The 16,340-nt window shown below is 57.0% G+C and carries 15 protein-coding genes; 4 read left to right on the top strand and 11 right to left on the bottom strand.

What is annotated here, in order from left to right; all coding sequences use genetic code 11:
• The first annotated feature begins 33 nt into the window (after positions 1 to 33).
• On the top strand, positions 34 to 1,572 hold the full coding sequence (exaC, locus tag D5067_RS22245; protein WP_119938201.1) for an acetaldehyde dehydrogenase ExaC: 1,539 nt from the start codon (positions 34 to 36) through the stop codon (positions 1,570 to 1,572).
• On the opposite strand, the gene D5067_RS22240 is transcribed toward exaC, so the two are convergent.
• Entirely contained in the window at positions 1,569 to 2,534 is a 966-nt protein-coding gene (locus D5067_RS22240; protein ID WP_119938202.1) for a LysR family transcriptional regulator, read from the bottom strand. The two genes, exaC and D5067_RS22240, sit on opposite strands and share 4 nt — an antisense overlap.
• 116 nt (positions 2,535 to 2,650) lie before the next feature.
• On the opposite strand from D5067_RS22240, the gene D5067_RS22235 reads away from it, so the two are divergent.
• On the top strand, positions 2,651 to 3,391 hold the full coding sequence (locus D5067_RS22235; RefSeq protein ID WP_119938203.1) for a MipA/OmpV family protein: 741 nt from the start codon (positions 2,651 to 2,653) through the stop codon (positions 3,389 to 3,391).
• A 56-nt stretch (positions 3,392 to 3,447) separates the two neighbouring features.
• Here D5067_RS22235 and araD read toward each other — a convergent pair whose 3' ends face one another.
• From araD to yiaK, 8 genes are all read right to left on the bottom strand, one after another.
• Positions 3,448 to 4,143, bottom strand: a complete 696-nt coding sequence (araD, locus tag D5067_RS22230; protein ID WP_119938204.1) for an L-ribulose-5-phosphate 4-epimerase — start codon at positions 4,141 to 4,143, stop codon at positions 3,448 to 3,450.
• Positions 4,137 to 4,997 (bottom strand): L-ribulose-5-phosphate 3-epimerase, encoded by an 861-nt coding sequence (locus tag D5067_RS22225; RefSeq protein ID WP_119938205.1) that lies wholly within the window; start codon positions 4,995 to 4,997, stop codon positions 4,137 to 4,139. Before D5067_RS22225 ends, araD begins: the two co-directional genes overlap by 7 nt.
• Before the next feature lie 2 nt (positions 4,998 to 4,999).
• The gene (gene ulaD, locus D5067_RS22220) at positions 5,000 to 5,653 is read right to left on the bottom strand and encodes a 3-keto-L-gulonate-6-phosphate decarboxylase UlaD (RefSeq protein ID WP_119938206.1); all 654 of its coding nucleotides are present in this window, start codon (positions 5,651 to 5,653) and stop codon (positions 5,000 to 5,002) included.
• Positions 5,650 to 7,155: an FGGY-family carbohydrate kinase gene (locus D5067_RS22215; protein ID WP_119938249.1), complete on the bottom strand. Its 1,506-nt coding sequence runs from the start codon at positions 7,153 to 7,155 to the stop codon at positions 5,650 to 5,652. Before D5067_RS22215 ends, ulaD begins: the two co-directional genes overlap by 4 nt.
• A 95-nt stretch (positions 7,156 to 7,250) precedes the next feature.
• The gene (locus D5067_RS22210) at positions 7,251 to 8,570 is read right to left on the bottom strand and encodes an MFS transporter (protein ID WP_119938207.1); all 1,320 of its coding nucleotides are present in this window, start codon (positions 8,568 to 8,570) and stop codon (positions 7,251 to 7,253) included.
• 46 nt (positions 8,571 to 8,616) lie between these two features.
• Positions 8,617 to 9,543 (bottom strand): DUF4862 family protein, encoded by a 927-nt coding sequence (locus D5067_RS22205; protein ID WP_119938208.1) that lies wholly within the window; start codon positions 9,541 to 9,543, stop codon positions 8,617 to 8,619.
• A 26-nt stretch (positions 9,544 to 9,569) separates the two neighbouring features.
• Positions 9,570 to 10,037, bottom strand: a complete 468-nt coding sequence (locus tag D5067_RS22200) for a YhcH/YjgK/YiaL family protein (protein ID WP_119938209.1) — start codon at positions 10,035 to 10,037, stop codon at positions 9,570 to 9,572.
• A 10-nt stretch (positions 10,038 to 10,047) separates the two neighbouring features.
• Positions 10,048 to 11,046: a 3-dehydro-L-gulonate 2-dehydrogenase gene (yiaK, locus tag D5067_RS22195; RefSeq protein WP_119938210.1), complete on the bottom strand. Its 999-nt coding sequence runs from the start codon at positions 11,044 to 11,046 to the stop codon at positions 10,048 to 10,050.
• A gap of 224 nt (positions 11,047 to 11,270) precedes the next feature.
• On the opposite strand from yiaK, the gene yiaJ reads away from it, so the two are divergent.
• On the top strand, positions 11,271 to 12,089 hold the full coding sequence (gene yiaJ / locus D5067_RS22190) for an IclR family transcriptional regulator YiaJ (RefSeq protein ID WP_119938211.1): 819 nt from the start codon (positions 11,271 to 11,273) through the stop codon (positions 12,087 to 12,089).
• A gap of 3 nt (positions 12,090 to 12,092) precedes the next feature.
• The gene (locus tag D5067_RS22185) at positions 12,093 to 12,548 is read left to right on the top strand and encodes a 4Fe-4S dicluster domain-containing protein (protein WP_119938212.1); all 456 of its coding nucleotides are present in this window, start codon (positions 12,093 to 12,095) and stop codon (positions 12,546 to 12,548) included.
• Positions 12,549 to 12,552: 4 nt separating this feature from the next.
• Here D5067_RS22185 and avtA read toward each other — a convergent pair whose 3' ends face one another.
• Positions 12,553 to 13,809 carry a valine--pyruvate transaminase gene (gene avtA, locus D5067_RS22180; RefSeq protein ID WP_119938213.1) on the bottom strand — a complete coding sequence of 419 codons (1,257 nt, stop codon included), beginning with the start codon at positions 13,807 to 13,809 and terminating at the stop codon, positions 12,553 to 12,555.
• Positions 13,810 to 14,049: 240 nt separating this feature from the next.
• The gene (locus D5067_RS22175) at positions 14,050 to 16,080 is read right to left on the bottom strand and encodes an alpha-amylase (protein WP_119938214.1); all 2,031 of its coding nucleotides are present in this window, start codon (positions 16,078 to 16,080) and stop codon (positions 14,050 to 14,052) included.
• Between the last annotated feature and the right edge of the window lie 260 nt (positions 16,081 to 16,340).

Genomic DNA, 16,340 nt, shown 5'->3' with positions numbered 1-16,340 from the left:
CCCTTGTTGTACATCAACAGCAAGGAGATGGTCATGACAAACAATCCTCCCTCATCGCGTATCCAGCCCGGCGAGTATGGTTTTCCGCTCAAGCTTAAACCCCGTTATGACAACTTTATCGGCGGCGACTGGGTGGCGCCCGTCGACGGCGAATACTATTCCAACCTGACGCCCGTCACCGGCCAGCCGCTGTGTGAAATAGCCAGCTCGGGCAAGCGCGATATCGATCTGGCGCTGGATGCGGCGCATAAAGCCAAAGACAAGTGGGGGCAGACGTCCGTGCAGGACAGGGCCGCCATCTTGTTCAAAATTGCCGATCGGATGAAGCAGAATCTTGAGCTGCTGGCAACGGCGGAGACCTGGGACAACGGTAAGCCGATCCGTGAAACCATGGCGGCGGATGTCCCGCTAGCGATTGACCATTTCCGCTATTTTGCCTCCTGCATTCGCGCCCAGGAGGGGGGGATCAGCGAAGTAGATAAAGATACCGTGGCGTATCACTTCCACGAGCCGCTGGGCGTGGTGGGGCAAATTATTCCGTGGAACTTCCCGCTGCTGATGGCGAGCTGGAAGATGGCGCCCGCGCTGGCGGCGGGCAACTGCGTGGTGCTCAAGCCTGCGCGCTTAACGCCGCTTTCCGTGCTGCTGCTGATGGAGGTGATTGGCGATCTGCTGCCACCTGGCGTCATCAACGTGGTTAACGGTGCCGGCGGCGAAATCGGTGAATATCTGGCGACCTCAAAACGCATCGCCAAAGTGGCGTTTACCGGGTCGACGGAAGTGGGCCAGCAGATCATGCAGTACGCGACCCAGAACATCATTCCCGTCACGCTGGAGCTGGGCGGTAAATCGCCAAACATTTTCTTTGCCGACGTGATGGATGAAGAAGACGCCTTCTTTGATAAAGCCCTGGAAGGGTTTGCGCTCTTTGCGTTTAACCAGGGTGAAGTCTGCACCTGCCCAAGCCGCGCGCTGGTGCAGGAGTCTATCTATGAGCGCTTTATGGAGCGGGCGATCCGCCGCGTGGAGTCTATCCGCAGCGGTAACCCGCTTGATAACGTTACGCAGATGGGGGCGCAGGTGTCGCACGGGCAGCTGGAAACCATCCTCAACTACATTGATATCGGCAAGAAAGAGGGCGCGGACGTCCTGACCGGCGGTCGACGTAAGATGCTGGGCGGCGATCTGCAGGAAGGGTATTACCTTGAACCGACAATCCTGTTCGGCAAGAACGATATGCGCGTCTTCCAGGAGGAAATCTTCGGCCCGGTACTGGCCGTGACGACCTTCAAAACGATGGACGACGCGCTGGAGATTGCCAACGACACGCAGTATGGCCTGGGGGCGGGCGTCTGGAGCCGTAACGGTAATCTGGCGTATAAAATGGGCCGGGGCATTCAGGCCGGGCGCGTGTGGACAAACTGCTATCACGCTTATCCTGCGCATGCCGCGTTTGGCGGCTACAAACAGTCGGGCATAGGGCGCGAAACGCACAAGATGATGCTGGAGCACTACCAGCAAACGAAATGCCTGCTGGTGAGCTATTCTGATAAACCGCTTGGGCTGTTCTAGTCGCCCAGCTCAGGCCGTCCGTGGATGGCCTGAGTAACCTGCTGGCGCAGGCAGTTCAGCACGCCGTCGAGCACGTACTGCACGCGCCATGGCTGATATTCACGCTTGCGGAAGATGGCGGTCAGATCGAGCCACCACTCTTCCTGGTGCGGAAAGCAGGGGACCAGCATCCCGTGCGTTAACTCTTTTTTCAGGCTTTCTTTTGGCGCGAAAACAATACCCAGATTATTTCTGGCGAGTTCGAGAGCGGTCTGGGTATTGTCGCAAATATAGTTTCCCGTCACTTTATAATCTTGAGCCTCATCGCTTCCGTGAACGCGGAAGCGCCAGATATTTGCATCGTCAACCAACATCGAGTCTATTAATATACAGGAGTGGTTGATCAAATCTTCCGGCCCTGTAATGGGGTGTTTATTTAAATACTCTTTGCTTGCAAATGCGGTGACAGAATATTTAGTGAGGATGCTGGCAACTAAGTTTTCATCTTTAGGCTGAGCGTAGGTGATTAAAATATCGCAGTCATCCGGAAAGGAAACGCCCTCAGAAAACTCGTTGCGATCGAGGTTGTAGGTTTTCAACGACAGGCGAATATCGCCGATCTCCTCAATCCTGTGGATCACATGCCGTGCCAGATAGGTCACGATGCCGGTAGGGGCGTAAATCGTGACTTTTCCACGCTTCTCATGCTTATAATCCGCAATAAAATTAATAAGTTGGGTGTTTTTATCAAGCGTTTCATTGATGTAGGGCATTAACGCCTCACCGAACTGAGTAAGCGCTAACTGACGAGTCGTGCGTTCAAACACCTTGAGTCCAACGCGCGTTTCAAAATCAGATAAATATTTACTCACATTGGCCTGCGCTATCCCTAACAGCGCCGCGGCATCACCAATGCTGCGCGTTGCGGCGATGACTGAGATAATTTTTAACTCACGCGGCTTTAATTGCAGTTTAATCATCATGCACGCTCATCTATATGATTCTATATATAATATTATATAAACTACGGCGTTGCATTGGCAAATTTGTAACCATTATTATTCGCCCCGCCTGTTGGCGTTTAAATGGATTGCATGGAATGACTATTAAAAAGAATTTACTTATCGCTGCTACGTTATTTGCAGCATCATCTGCAATGGCCGGTGACTTTTCAGTTGGGGCGGGGGCGGTATTTAATGAGTCACCTTTCAAAGGGTACAATGAAAATACCACCGCAGTGCCGTTAATCAGCTACGAGGGTGACAATTTCTATGTTCGTCAAACCACCGGGGGATGGATCCTGTGGAAAGACAGCAAGAATGAAATTAGCCTGACCGCATCCTGGATGCCGCTGCATTTTGATCCGGATGATAACGACGACCATCAGATGAAACACCTGGATGAGCGTAAAGCCTCGGCATTCCTGGGCGGCGCATACTATCGCCATGAAAGCTGGGGGAGCCTTAAATTTGCCGTCTCCGGCGATGCAATGGACGAAAGCGGTGGCGTGGTCGGTGAGATCTCTTACTTCCATCCCATCCGCATGGATCGCCTGACGCTGATCCCTTCCCTGGGCATTTTCTACAGCGACGAAAGCTACAACGACTATTACTACGGCGTATCGGGCAGCGAGTCACGTCGCTCGGGCCTGGATGAATACACCGCAGGCAACAGCTGGACGCCATACGTTGGCCTGGCCGCGAAATACCAGCTGACGCAAAACCTGTTCCTGAATGCGAGCGCGGTGTATACCGTGCTGCCTGACGACGTGAAGAACAGCCCGATGATTGACCGCGACGACAGCTTCGCGCTGATGACCGGCCTGACCTGGCGTTTCTGATGCGGTAAAGCCGGGTGGCGGCTTCGCCTTACCCGGCCTACGACCTGTAAAGAGCATCACTGGCCGTAATAGGCATTCGCCCCGTGCTTGCGCAGATAATGCTTGTCGAGCAGCTCCTGCTGCATTACCGGCAACTGCGGCGCAAGCTGGCGCGAGAACAGGCCCATATAGGCGCACTCTTCCAGCACCACGGCATTGTGGACCGCGTCGGCAGCGTCTTTACCCCAGGCAAACGGACCGTGGGAGTGCACCAGCACCGCCGGGATCTGCATCGGGCTTAAGTCGCGCTCTTCGAACGTATGAATGATCACTTCACCCGTCTGGTATTCATACTCGCCCGCGATTTCAGCCGTGGTCATCCGCCGTGTACAGGGGATTGCCCCGTAGAAATAGTCCGCGTGCGTTGTGCCCCAGGCGGGTAAATCCTGACCCGCCTGCGACCAGATGGTGGCGTGGCGGGAGTGGGTATGCACGATGCCGCCAATCTCCGGGTAACGGCGGTACAGCGCAAGGTGGGTTGGCGTGTCGGAGGAGGGCTTTTTGCTGCCTTCAACGACCTGGCCGGTGGCGATATCCACCACCACCATATCCTCTGCCGTCATCACGTCGTACTCCACGCCGGAGGGCTTGATCACCATCAGGCCGCTTTCGCGGTCAACCGCGCTGACGTTGCCCCAGGTAAAAGTCACCAGCTGGTGGGCGGGCAGCGCCAGGTTTGCCGCCAGCACCTCGGCTTTGAGTTGTTCTAACATGTCATGCCTCCTTCCTGCATGCGGGCTTCAATCCAGCGGCGCGCCTGGATAATTTCCAGCACCGGCTCTTTTGCTTTTTCGGTCCACATTTCAATCAGAAACGCGCCGCGATAGTTGAGCTTATTCAGCGTGTTAAACACGCCAACGAAATCGACGCAGCCCTCGCCAAACGGCACGTCGCGGAACTGCCCGGGGCTTTGTGCGGTAACGGGCTGGGTGTCCTTCAGGTGGATCGCGGCGATGCGGTCAATGCCCAGCGTCAGCTCGGCGGTGACGTCGTTGCCCCACGCGCTCAGGTTGCCAACGTCCGGGTAAACGCTGAACCACGGCGAGGCGAGCATCTCGTCCCACTTTTTCCACTTGCTGATGGAGTTCATAAACGCGGTATCCATGATCTCCACCGCCAGCATCACCTGCGCGGCGGCGGCCTGCTCTACCGCCCACGCCAGCCCTTCAGCGAAACGCTGCTGCGTGCCTTCATCGTGCTCTTCGTAATAGACGTCATACCCGGCAAGCTGAATGGTGCGAATGCCCAGGTCACGCGCCAGCCTGATGGCTTTGGTCATGATCTCGCGAGCGCGTTGACGCACGGATTCATCCCGGCTGCCAAACGGAAAGCGGCGGTGGGCGGAAAGACACATCGACGGGATCGCCACGCCGGTTTCCAGCATCGCTTCAACCAGCGAAGCGCGCTGCGTGGTGCTCCACTCAAGGCGCGATAAGCGTTCGTCGGTTTCGTCGACAGACATCTCAACAAAATCGAACCCGCAGCTTTTCGCCAGCACCAGGCGCTCTGGCCAGGAGAGATCTTTCGACAGCGCTTTTTCGTAAATACCTAACGGATGCTGACGCATGGTTACGCTCCCCAGATGTCGCGGATTTGCGAATGGAATGCCTGTGCCACCTGCGGCGGATTAGCGGCGCCTGCCAGCGCGCGCCCGGCAATAAAGGCTTTGACGTTGATCTGCTTAAACAGGGGCAGGTCGGCGGGGGTGATACCGCCGGTAATCGAGAGCTGCAGGCCGATATCGGAAAGCGCCTTCATTTTCGCGAGATCCGCTTCGCCCCATTGCTGACCGCTGGCCTGCGCGTCGCGCCCGCGATGGTAGATTGCCTGCTTCACGCCAGTGCGATACCAGGCGCGCGCGTCGTCCAGCGTCCAGTTGCCAAACAGCTCCATCTGGATTTCGCCGCCGCAGCGCTGTGCGACCTCGTGGCCTCGTTCAACGGTTGCCAGCGGCGCGGCGCAGATGATGGTCATCCAGTTCGCGCCTGCGCCAAATGCCTGTTCAGCCAGGGTTTCCCCGGCGTCGGCGACCTTCCAGTCCGCCACGATGATTTTATCCGGGCACTGCTCTCGCAGGGCGCGCACGGCGTTCAGCCCTTCGGTCAGGCACAAAATGGTGCCGGCTTCAACGATGTCGACGCACTCTGAAAGCGTTGCGACGTCGCGCTGGGCGGCCTGAAGCGAGGTGTGGTCGAGCGCCAGCTGCAGTAATGGTCGGCTCATAGGTCGTACTCCTTAACGCGGGCGTGATAGCCCTGTAGTGCTGAAATCAGTAGCTGGTAGCGGTGATATTTGCGCTGGTAGGCCGCATGGGCGTGCATGTCGGGTTCAATCACACGAATGTCGTGCTTGAGGGCCCGCTGCGCGGTGTGGAAGTCCGGGTAAATGCCGGTGCCTACCAGCGCCGCCAGCGCCGCGCCGGAGCAGCCTGTCTCTTCCACCTGCGGCAGCTCAATCGCCAGGCCGCTGACGTCGGCGAGCATTTGCATCCACACGTCCGAATGTGTCGGGCCACCCGTCACGCGCAGCGCCTGCACCTGGGTAAAGCGTTCGAGCATGCGGTTGAGGTGGGTCATGTGGCTGAACACCACGCCCTCGTAAACGGCCTGCAGCAGATGCGCGCGGGTGTGCAGCGCCTGCATGCCGTAGAAGCCGCTGGTCATCTCCAGCCCGGCGTTGCTGCCGTACAAAAACGGCAGGAAGAACAGATCGCTTTCCGCTTTCGGCAGGCTGGCCACGGCGTGGTTGATCTCATCAAATGAGATGTCGCCCCACTGCGCGGTGAGCCACTCCAGGTTGCCGGATGAGGTGGGGCTGGCTTCGTGAACGATGAACTGCTGCGGGTGAACGTAACGGCCATAGACGTACGGGAACGGCTCGTTGTCGCGAGGTGCGCTGGCGATCCCGCTGGTGACGGCCCAGGTGCCCATAACGGCATTCAGCGTATGTTCGTCGTGAAGCCCGGCGCAGATCGCGGTGGAAACCACATCAAACAGTCCACCAACGACGGGCGTACCCGCCGCGAGACCGGTCAGTGCGGCTGCCTGAGCGGTGATTTCCCCGCAAATTTCTGCTGAACCGACAATCGGCGGCAGGGCGCCGTCTATTTCGCTGATACCGAGCCAGCGCGTGAGCTGGGGGTCGTATTTCCCGGTAGTCATGTTGTAGAGATTGGACTCGGAGATATTGCTCTCCTCGCAGCCCTTCACGCCGGTGAGGCACCAGCGCAGATAGTCGTGCGCCATCATCACGCAGCCGATCTGCTGGTACCGCTGCGGCTCGTTCTCTTTCACCCAGCGCAGGAGCGAAGCCGGATGCCCTGTCCACAGCGTCTGGCGCGTATGCGGATAGAGCTTTTCAGGAATGCCGTCCTGCTGCCAGCGCTGCACGATCTCCAGCGCCCGGCGGTCGGAAGAGAGCATAGCGTTGCCCAGAGGCCGGTCCTGTTTATCGAGTAGAAACAGCCCTTTGCCCTGAGCAGAAATGCCGACACCTTTGATCTGTTTACTGTCTACGCCTGAATGTTTGAGCAGCGTGGAGACGGTAGCGTGGCAATGCTGCCAGAGCGAGTGCATATCCCGCTCCGCGTAGCCCGGGCACGGGCTAAGCGTGGCAACGGAGCGTCGCTCGATGCAGATTTCCTTGCCCTGGCGGTTGTATAGACCGGCTTTCAGATACGTACCGCCACAGTCGATACCCAGCCAGAAGGGCTCTTTTTCACTCATCTTCATCTCACTTATTCGCCGGGTGGCGCTTCGTTTACCCGGCCTACGGTTCGGTTTTCTCCCTCTCCCCGTGGGAGAGGGCTGGGGTGAGGGCATCAGGCCGCACGCTTGTGCGGGTTCACCGTGGGGTTAGACTCTGCTCCGGCATCGCATTTCGCCGGCAGCAGCAGGGCCAGCAGAGAGGCCAGCGCCAGCGACACCGCCAGGCAATAAACGCCCGCGTCTTTGCTGTACAGGGTGATCAGCACGCCAACCGCATACGGGCCGCAGAATCCGCCAAGGTTGCCAAGCGCGTTGATCACGCCGCGCGCGCCGCCCGCCATCTCTGCGCTAAACAGACGCGCCGGGATCGTCCAGAACACGCCCGCGGCGGATTGCAGGAAGAACCCGCAGCCCACCAGTGCGGAATACGCCAGCCAGGTACTCTCTTTCAGCGCCACGGAGAGGAACATGCAGAGCGCAAAGCCAATCAGCGGCAGGGAGACGAACAGCTTGCGCTTGCCGGTGCGGTCGGAGAGGGTCGAGAACAAGAACATACCCGCAATCGCGCCGACGTAAGGCAGCACGGCTAGCATGCCCACCTGGCCGATGCTGGTGTGCGTCAGCTCCTTCAGGATGGTTGGTAGCCAGAGCGTGTAACCGTAAATTCCGGTCTGGTAAAAGAAGTTAAGTGCAATCAGCTGCCACATGGTTTTGTCGGAAAGCACGGCGCTCAGGGACGCGTTTTTTACCTCTTTACCGGCAATGGCCCGCTGCTCAGCCGCCAGCGTTTTCACCAGGTAATTCTTCTCGGCGTCTGAAATCCAGCGCGCTTCCTGCGGTCGGTCGTAAACGGTAAAGGCCCACAGCACCAGCACAACGACGGACATCAAACCTTCAATGATGAACAGCCAGCGCCAGTCGAGCGCGGTGATGATCCAGCCCGACAGCGGGGCGGTGATAATCCCCGCGATGGGAACGAACATAATCACAATGGCATTGGCGCGGCCGCGCTCGGCGTCCGGGAACCAGTTGCTGATCATGGTGAGCACGACGGGCAGCATCCCGCCTTCCGCCACGCCGAGTAAGAAGCGCAGCACCAGCAGCTGGTACTGGTTGGTGACAAGACCGGTCAGCACCGAAATTACCGCCCAGGCGACCAGCGACCAGCCGATAAACTTCTTGCCGCTGCCGTGAACGGCAATCTTGCCGCCGGGAACCTGCAGGAACAGATAGCCAATAAAGAAGATCCCACCCGCCAGGCCCGCCATAGTAGCGGTGATGCCCAGTTCTTCATCCATGCCGCCGGGCATCGCAAAGGCGATGTTTACGCGGTCCATATACGAAATGATGCACGCGATAAGAATAGGAGGAATGATTCTTAGCCAGCGCTGACGCGGTATATCCGCTTGTAGAGCATTCGAGTAAGTGTTCATATTTACTGTCTCAGTCAATGTAACCGGAATAGGGATGTTTTTATTGTTATTGCGTTGCTTTATTCATTTCGCTAATGCCGTCGCGCAAAATAGCGATGCGATGGCTGACGTCAGCATTAGCATTTATTTCCAGTAATTTAATACCGGAGAATTTCAACGTTGCGGCGCTCGCCGCAGTAAAGAGTGATTTTGCGTGTTCAGTGGACATCAAACTGTCGGTGCAGAATGAAGAAAAGGGCGTGTGCAGATCCTGCCATTCACCGTACTCCCCGCGAGTAGTCGTGCCCGAAAACATCACTGCTCCCAGCTTTCCGGCACGGAGTGCGGCCTGAACATGTTCCAGCGGGAGCGTCGTATTACGGCCTTCGATAGCCGAGCGCGCCCAGTTGATACAGACGCTGATATCGGTGTCTTTCACCACCTCCAGCACCTGCTTCAGGGGCAGGAATCCCTTGCGCGGCGCGGGGCCGGTCATGGCATCGCAGTGTTCCAGCACCAGATCGCAGCCCCAGTCCCAGCCCGCGATTTCCCGGATCGAGCGTGAAAACGCCTCGGTAGCCTGTTCGACGGAAGCATTGCCCGCCTGCGGGGCTGCCTGCATCTCCAGGGCAATCACTTTGCCCGGGAAGCGGGCGTTCACGGCAGTAATTCTCTGTTGCAGATGACGGTAAAAATCAACGCACGCTTTACGCTGTTCTTCGTCGGCTGATGCCAGGCCAAAGGCACCGTTAGCGCCGCGTCTACGCATGGTTTCCATTACCGCGGTGACTACGATTTGCCAGTCGCCCGGCGTATGGCGGAACAGCCATTCATCACCAAACGGATGAAGGCTTTCGAGACAAGGCTGTTCCAGCCCGCGGATATACGGTGTGTCGGAAAGTTCCCGCCAGAAGGATTGTTCTTCTTGTTCCCCTTTCTGGTGAAACGAGGGTGCGCAGGGGTACGCACCAATAATAAAACCGGTGTTGGTCATTTCGCGTTCCTGTATTTATCAGAAAATTAATCTAATTCGCTGATTGCCACTTTCACCACAATTTTACGAATTGCGGCTTCCTTGTTCTTAATACAGGCAGGACGATGCACATCCTGCGGGAAAAATACGGCATAGCTGCCGGATATCATTTCGATAAACGATTCATTTTCGCTGTCGTGATAAAAAATAATATCCCGCTGTTCCAGTAATGATTCGCTTATTTCGTTATTGCCGGTATCAATAGCGATACCGATTTTTTCTTCTCCCCACGCCAGAAACTGAATATCCAGAAAGCGGCGGTGCACTTCCGGACGGTTCTCGTGCGGTTCCTTTGTCGTCAGGTCGAGAACCTGGGCAAAAATAGTGCGCCCTTCAATTTCCACCACGCCAGGCTCCAGCGAGGCGAAATCCGTGGTGCGCAGAAAATGAAGCGCTTTTTCAATCGCCAGCGGCAGGCGGCACGGGTTTGGCTGTGAAATATGTCCGAATATCATCGTCGGCTCCTTACAGAGACTGGATTTTCGCCCACACGCTGTCGTCGATGGTGATGCCGTCCCGGCGGTTTTCTTCCAGCAGGCGAGTGAATTCATGGCCAGGCAGACGGACGGCGACATTTTCATCAGAGCGTTCTGCGGTGGTGATGAAGTCCATGATGCGCTGCAGTTTGGCATCGCGGGTTGGGCCGTCGATCAGGCGATCAACCTCGATAGCGATAAAGATCTGCGACACGCCGTACTCGTCGCTGTTGTCCTGGGTCACTTCCGCGACGGAGGCGCCGTTAGAGAGCAGGGTGGCGATCATGTCGAGCACAATCGATAACCCGGATCCTTTCCAGTAGCCCATCGGCAGAATGCGGCGGTTTTTCTCGATCACGCCCGGCTCTCTGGTCAGATTCCCCTCATCGTCAAAACCGCCGTCAACCGGCAGCTCGCGCCCGGCCAGACGGTTTACTTCCAGCATGCCGTAAGAGAACATCGACATCGACATATCGACCATGGTGATTGGGCTTGATGGAATAGCAACGATCAGCGGGTTGGTGCCGATGCAGCACTCTTTTGATCCCCACGCGGGCATCACGGCGATAGAGTTGGTCCAGCATATGCCGATGTAGCCTTTCTCCGCCGCCTGCCAGCCGTAGCTGCCGCCGCGCATCCAGTGGTTCGCGTTACGCAGTGCCACCAGGCCAATGCCGTGATCGGACGCCAGCTCGGTGGCGCGATCCATCATCTTCTTCGCCGTCAGGTTGCCGATGGAGCGCTGGGCATCCCACTGTTCGATCGCCCCTAATGTTGTCACCCGTTTTGGCTGGGCGTCAGGGATGATGTCGCCAGCATCAAGCTGCTGAATAAAGCGCGGGAAGCGGTTGACGCCGTGTGAATAGACGCCAGATTCCGTGGTGCGGGCAAACATGTCGGCGCAGGCGTCTGCGGTTTCCGCCTTCACGCCGCGATCGAGCAGAACTCGATTGAACGCCGCTTTTAACTCTTCAAAGGTCACTTTCATCCCTGTTCTCCTGTTTTTTTAGGGGCAAGTGCGTGTGCTTTTTTATCGCTAAATTTCACTATGCGAAATCTGATTTCAAATATAGCGATCAATTTTTGCCAGATCAACGACATTCATGATTTTCAAAATCGATTAAAATCAACCGCTTGTGTTTTTTCTGTTGAGATCGTGAACTGAACCACACTTTGCGCTACCATCAGGGCCGACAAAAAAGGAGCCATTTGATGAGCACGAAAGAGAGCGAAATGACGCAAGAAAAAGAGAGGCCAGCAGGTAGCCAGAGCTTGTTTCGCGGCCTGATGCTGATTGAGATCCTCAGCAACTATCCGAACGGGTGCCCGCTTGCGCATTTATCGGAACTGGCGGGGCTGAATAAGAGCACCGTGCACCGGTTGCTACAGGGGCTACAGTCGTGCGGGTATGTCACCCCGGCGCCTGCGGCGGGCAGCTATCGCCTCACCACCAAATTTATCGCCGTCGGGCAAAAGGCGCTGTCGTCGCTGAACATCATCCACGTGGCGGCTCCGCACCTCGAGGCGCTGAACATTGCGACCGGCGAGACGGTCAACTTTTCCAGCCGCGAAGACGACCACGCGATCCTGATTTATAAGCTGGAGCCGACAACCGGCATGCTGCGCACGCGCGCCTATATCGGCCAGCATATGCCGCTCTACTGCTCCGCAATGGGCAAAATCTATATGGCGTTTGGCCATCAGGATTACGTGGCGAGCTACTGGGAAAGCCACCAGGAACAGATCCAACCTTTGACCCGCAACACCATTACCGAACTGAGCGCGATGTATGATGAGCTGGCGGAAATCCGCGAGGGCAGCATGGCGATGGACAAAGAAGAGAACGAGCTGGGTGTATCCTGCATTGCCGTGCCGGTCTTTGATATTCACGGGCGCGTGCCGTATGCGATCTCCATTTCGCTGTCGACGTCGCGCATGAAGCAGGTGGGCGAGAAGAACCTGCTCAAACCGCTGCGTGAAACCGCGGAAGCCATCTCAAAAGAACTGGGTTTTAACGTGCGCGAGGCGTAACACATGAACCGATTTATCACGGCGGATTCGGAAAAATGCATTGGGTGTCGTACCTGTGAGGTGGCCTGCGTGGTGTCGCATCAGGGCGCTGTCTCCGCAAGCACCTTTACGCCCCGCATTCGGGTGGTTAAAGGCGGTTCATACACCACGGCCGTTGGCTGTCATCAGTGTGAAGATGCGCCCTGTGCTAACGTTTGCCCGACGCAGGCAATCCGCCGTTACGCTGGCGTCTGGGAGGTGGAGCAGGCGCGCTGTATCGGGTGCAAAAGCTGCATGGTGGCGTGCCCGTTTGGGGCGATGCAGGTCAGAGCGGTGGGTAACCGCGCCCAGGCGTTGAAATGTGATTTGTGCGCGCATCGCAAGGGTGGGCCAGCCTGCGTAGAAGCCTGCCCAACCCGCGCGCTGAGCTGTGTCGATCCCGCCAGATTACGCGCGGAAAGGCTGCGTAATCTGGCATAACGCGCTACTGAGCGCCTTCGCGCCAGGCGTTTTCAATCTCTTCGGCCAGAATCTTCACGCCCGCTTCGATTTTTTCCGGGTCCGGCACATAGTTCATGCGCATGCACTGATGCGTATGCGGCCACGGTTTATCCAGCCCCGGGAAGAAGTAATCACCCGGCACCATCAGCACACCGCGTTTTTTCAGGCGCTGGTAAAGCAGTTCCGTTGTAATCGGCAGATCCTTAAACCACAGCCACAGGAAAATGGCACCTTCCGGCTTGTGGATTAGGCAGCGTTTTTCCGGTAAATAGCGGCGAAGCGTCGCGATCGTCTCCTGAACGCGCTGATAATAAAACGGCTTGATCACCTCATTCGACAGACGCAGCAGGTCGTTGCGTTTGATCATTTCGCACATCATCGCCGGGCCGATACCGCCTGGAGAAAGGCTGATAATGCCGTTCATATTGGTGATGGCAGTGATGATTTTTTCATTGGCGATGATGATGCCGCAGCGGCTGCCCGGCAGACCCAGCTTCGACAGGCTCATGCACAGGACAATGTTCGGGTTCCACAGCGGGCGGGCTTCGCTGAAGATAATCCCCGGGAACGGTACGCCGTAGGCGTTATCGATAACCAGAGGGATACCGTGCTGATTGGCCAGCGCATCCAGCTTCATCAGCTCGTCGTCGGTGATGACGTTGCCCGTTGGGTTGGTGGGACGCGATACGCAGATCATGCCCGTCTCTTCGCCAATGTGCAGATGTTCAAAATCAACGTGGTATTTGAACTGGCCTTCCGGCAGCAGCTCAATATTCGGGCGCGCGGAGACGAACAGGTCTTCTTCGAGGCCGGAATCAGCGTAGCCGATATACTCCGGTGCCAGCGGGAACAGCACTTTTTTGGTGGTGCCGTCGGCGCGACGCCCTGCGAAGAGGTTAAACAAGTAGAAAAATGCGCTCTGGCTGCCGTTTGTCAGCGCAATATTCTGTGGCTCGATATCCCAACCCAGCTCTTCACGCAGCATTTCGGCAAGGAGCGACAGGAGCTCAGTTTTTCCCTGAGGGCCGTCGTAATTGCAAAGCGCGTCGGTCGCTTTGCCGCTTTCCAGCATCTGCGCCAGCAGCGTCTGGAAATAAGTATTCATCTCCGGGATTTGAGCCGGATTACCGCCGCCGAGCATGATTGCGCCCGGTGTGCGCAGCCCGTCGTTGAGGTCCTCCATCAGGCGGGTAATGCCTGAATGGCGGGTAAATTTGTCGCCGAAAAGTGAAAAGGTCATAGCAGGTGATCTGTCGGGCTTATTATGAAAGGGGGTAACCATAACGCTAGCACCGTGCGGGTGCAAATCGACGGGTGTGGTCGGATTTGTTGTTTTGTGTGGTGGATTTTTATTTGGGTAGTGAATTGTTCTGGTTGGTTTCCCCTCACCCTAACCCTCTCCCCGGAGGGGAGAGGGGATTGCACGGTGCGGTTTAAACCCCCTCGCCCCATCGGGGAGAGGGACGGGGTGAGGGGCCGTTTATTGATTACCCGCCCATACCACCATCACCTTATCGCCTTTGTGCTCACGCACGAAGCCGTAGCCCTCTTTCAGCGACAGCGTGGTTTGCTTGCCTTCACCAATCGCCGGGTGACGGGCGCGGAACTGTCCCAGAGTTTGCCAGTGCGCGACGGTTAAGGCCTGTTTGCCCGTCACGTCCTGCCAGTTCATGTCCGAGCGGGTGCCCTGAAGCGGGTCGGAGCCCGTCGGGCCGAACGGACGCTCGGATTCATCACCGTAGTAAATCTGTACGCTGCCCGGTGCCAGCAGGAGCAGCTCGGCGGCGCGCTGGCCCCCCTCCCGGAAAAGGCGTGTATCGTGCGACGAGAGATAGCTCAGGACGTTGTAGCTTTGCAGTTTTTCTGCCATCTGCTGCCAGGTCAGGTCGATATCGGCCAGGCAATCTACCGCTTTCGCCGCCTGCTCCTGGTAATCAAAGTTGATCATCGCATCGAAACCGTGGCGGTAGTAATCGCTCTGCATCACGCCGTGGCCCCAGGATTCCCCGGTCATCCAGAACGGTGCGTTGTCGAGCTTTTTATCCGGGTTGGCGGCTTTCCACGCCGCCAGCGCCTGGCTTGCCCGATCTTTCAGCTGCTGCCACGCCTCGAGTTCAACGTGTTTTGCAGTATCGACCCGGAAGCCGTCGATACCGTAGTCACGCACCCACTGGCTGAGCCAGTGGGTGAGATAATCCCGGGGCGTGAAGCTGGCTATTGCTTTAGCGTTCGTGTCGGGCTTGCGTTGGTAAAAGTTTGGCAATCCGGAAGGCGTCGTGGATTCCGTTTTCAGGTCGGGCAGGAAGGCCAGGGACATGGTTAAATCATCGAAGCTGGGGTTGTCGTAATCCCCGATATCGGTGCGGATCCATTTCTTGCCCCACCATTTTTCCCACGCCGCTTTGTCGCTGAAGTTGATGTAGTCGTTAAAGCTATGCCAGCTTTGGCCTGCCCCCGGCTTCCAGTCCGTCCAGCGCTCACCCAGCGTCTTTTTCACTTCATCGCCCTGCAGGTATAAGGCACCAAACTGGTACTCCTGCATATCCGCCAGCGTGGCGTAACCAACGTGGTTCATGACGATATCGAACAGAATGCGGATCCCGCGCCTGTGCGCTTCGTCGACAAGATGGCGTAAATCATCCTCGCTGCCCATGTTGGCATCGAGCTTCGTCCAGTCCTGCGTGTAGTAGCCGTGATAGGCGTAATGCGGGAAGTCACCTTTGGTTCCACCGCCCACCCAGCCGTGGATCTGCTCCAGCGGGGAACTTATCCAGAGCGCATTAACGCCCAGCTGCTGAAGATAATCGAGCTTGCCGGCAAGTCCTTTGAGATCGCCGCCGTGGAACGTCCCTATCTCCTGCATACCGTCTTTATGACGGCCGTAGCTGCTGTCGTTTGTCGGGTCACCGTTCACAAAGCGATCGGTCAGCACAAAATAGACGGTAGCGTTTTGCCAGCTAAACGGCGCAGGCTTATCGGTTTCCGCGCGCTCAAGCAGCAGCAGACCGTTACCGTTAGCGGCGGGCTGCAGGGTGATTTTCCCGCTCTGCACCGTTGCCGTTTGCTTACTGTAGAAATCTCGCACCACCGTGCCTTCCGGGAAGGTGCTGCTCACGTCCAGCGTTAAGGGCTTACCGTCCCACTTCGGACACTGTCGCGTGACGTCCGCGACAGGACGTTCCGCTGCGCTCTGAATGGTCAACATCAGGGTGGGTGTGCCGGAGCGGGTATCGATGCGCATCTGGTATTCGCCGTCCCGGAACAGACGCCACTGCGGCGGTGTACCCTCACAGCGTTTTAGCGACAGCATCTCGTTGAGTTTTATCGCATCGGTTGGCTGCCAGCACGTCTTGTCAAAACTCAGCGTAAGAGGACGGGTACCCTTCGCAAGCTTTGCCTGGCTGGTGAAGACCCCGGTTCCTTCAGCGCTGAATGCGCCAAACTCCGGCGAAGACCAGTCTGCGTGTGCCAGTGCGGGTAACATCAGAAAAGCTAATGCGGTGCGTTTCATTCCATTTTCCTGTCGCGGCATTTTTGACCAGTGTGCCATCGGGCGAGGATGAAAAACTCCTCCTCCGGCGCGTTCTGCCAGGAGGATACGAAGGGGTGAGTGATCTCGCGCAAAATTAGCCAGTTAACTGCGATATCGCACACAATTTATGGCGAATGTTGTTTTAATGAGCAGCTTTTGAGTGACATAGTTTCGGAATTGGACTATTTCTATACGTGCTCTGGAAGACTATTTTTGCTATGATTTGAGATTCCGCTCTC

Source organism: Enterobacter huaxiensis (assembly GCF_003594935.2).
Classification (GTDB): Bacteria; Pseudomonadota; Gammaproteobacteria; order Enterobacterales; family Enterobacteriaceae; genus Enterobacter; species Enterobacter huaxiensis.
This window is presented reverse-complemented; position numbering and strand designations above follow the sequence as displayed.

What these genes read in the sequence shown, in the direction of transcription:
- exaC (WP_119938201.1), top strand. Translation starts at nt 34, where the DNA reads ATGACAAACAATCCTCCCTCATCGCGTATCCAGCCCGGCGAGTATGGT.
- D5067_RS22240 (WP_119938202.1), bottom strand. Translation starts at nt 2,534, where the DNA reads ATGATGATTAAACTGCAATTAAAGCCGCGTGAGTTAAAAATTATCTCA.
- D5067_RS22235 (WP_119938203.1), top strand. Translation starts at nt 2,651, where the DNA reads ATGACTATTAAAAAGAATTTACTTATCGCTGCTACGTTATTTGCAGCA.
- araD (WP_119938204.1), bottom strand. Translation starts at nt 4,143, where the DNA reads ATGTTAGAACAACTCAAAGCCGAGGTGCTGGCGGCAAACCTGGCGCTG.
- D5067_RS22225 (WP_119938205.1), bottom strand. Translation starts at nt 4,997, where the DNA reads ATGCGTCAGCATCCGTTAGGTATTTACGAAAAAGCGCTGTCGAAAGAT.
- ulaD (WP_119938206.1), bottom strand. Translation starts at nt 5,653, where the DNA reads ATGAGCCGACCATTACTGCAGCTGGCGCTCGACCACACCTCGCTTCAG.
- D5067_RS22215 (WP_119938249.1), bottom strand. Translation starts at nt 7,155, where the DNA reads ATGAGTGAAAAAGAGCCCTTCTGGCTGGGTATCGACTGTGGCGGTACG.
- D5067_RS22210 (WP_119938207.1), bottom strand. Translation starts at nt 8,570, where the DNA reads ATGAACACTTACTCGAATGCTCTACAAGCGGATATACCGCGTCAGCGC.
- D5067_RS22205 (WP_119938208.1), bottom strand. Translation starts at nt 9,543, where the DNA reads ATGACCAACACCGGTTTTATTATTGGTGCGTACCCCTGCGCACCCTCG.
- D5067_RS22200 (WP_119938209.1), bottom strand. Translation starts at nt 10,037, where the DNA reads ATGATATTCGGACATATTTCACAGCCAAACCCGTGCCGCCTGCCGCTG.
- yiaK (WP_119938210.1), bottom strand. Translation starts at nt 11,046, where the DNA reads ATGAAAGTGACCTTTGAAGAGTTAAAAGCGGCGTTCAATCGAGTTCTG.
- yiaJ (WP_119938211.1), top strand. Translation starts at nt 11,271, where the DNA reads ATGAGCACGAAAGAGAGCGAAATGACGCAAGAAAAAGAGAGGCCAGCA.
- D5067_RS22185 (WP_119938212.1), top strand. Translation starts at nt 12,093, where the DNA reads ATGAACCGATTTATCACGGCGGATTCGGAAAAATGCATTGGGTGTCGT.
- avtA (WP_119938213.1), bottom strand. Translation starts at nt 13,809, where the DNA reads ATGACCTTTTCACTTTTCGGCGACAAATTTACCCGCCATTCAGGCATT.
- D5067_RS22175 (WP_119938214.1), bottom strand. Translation starts at nt 16,080, where the DNA reads ATGAAACGCACCGCATTAGCTTTTCTGATGTTACCCGCACTGGCACAC.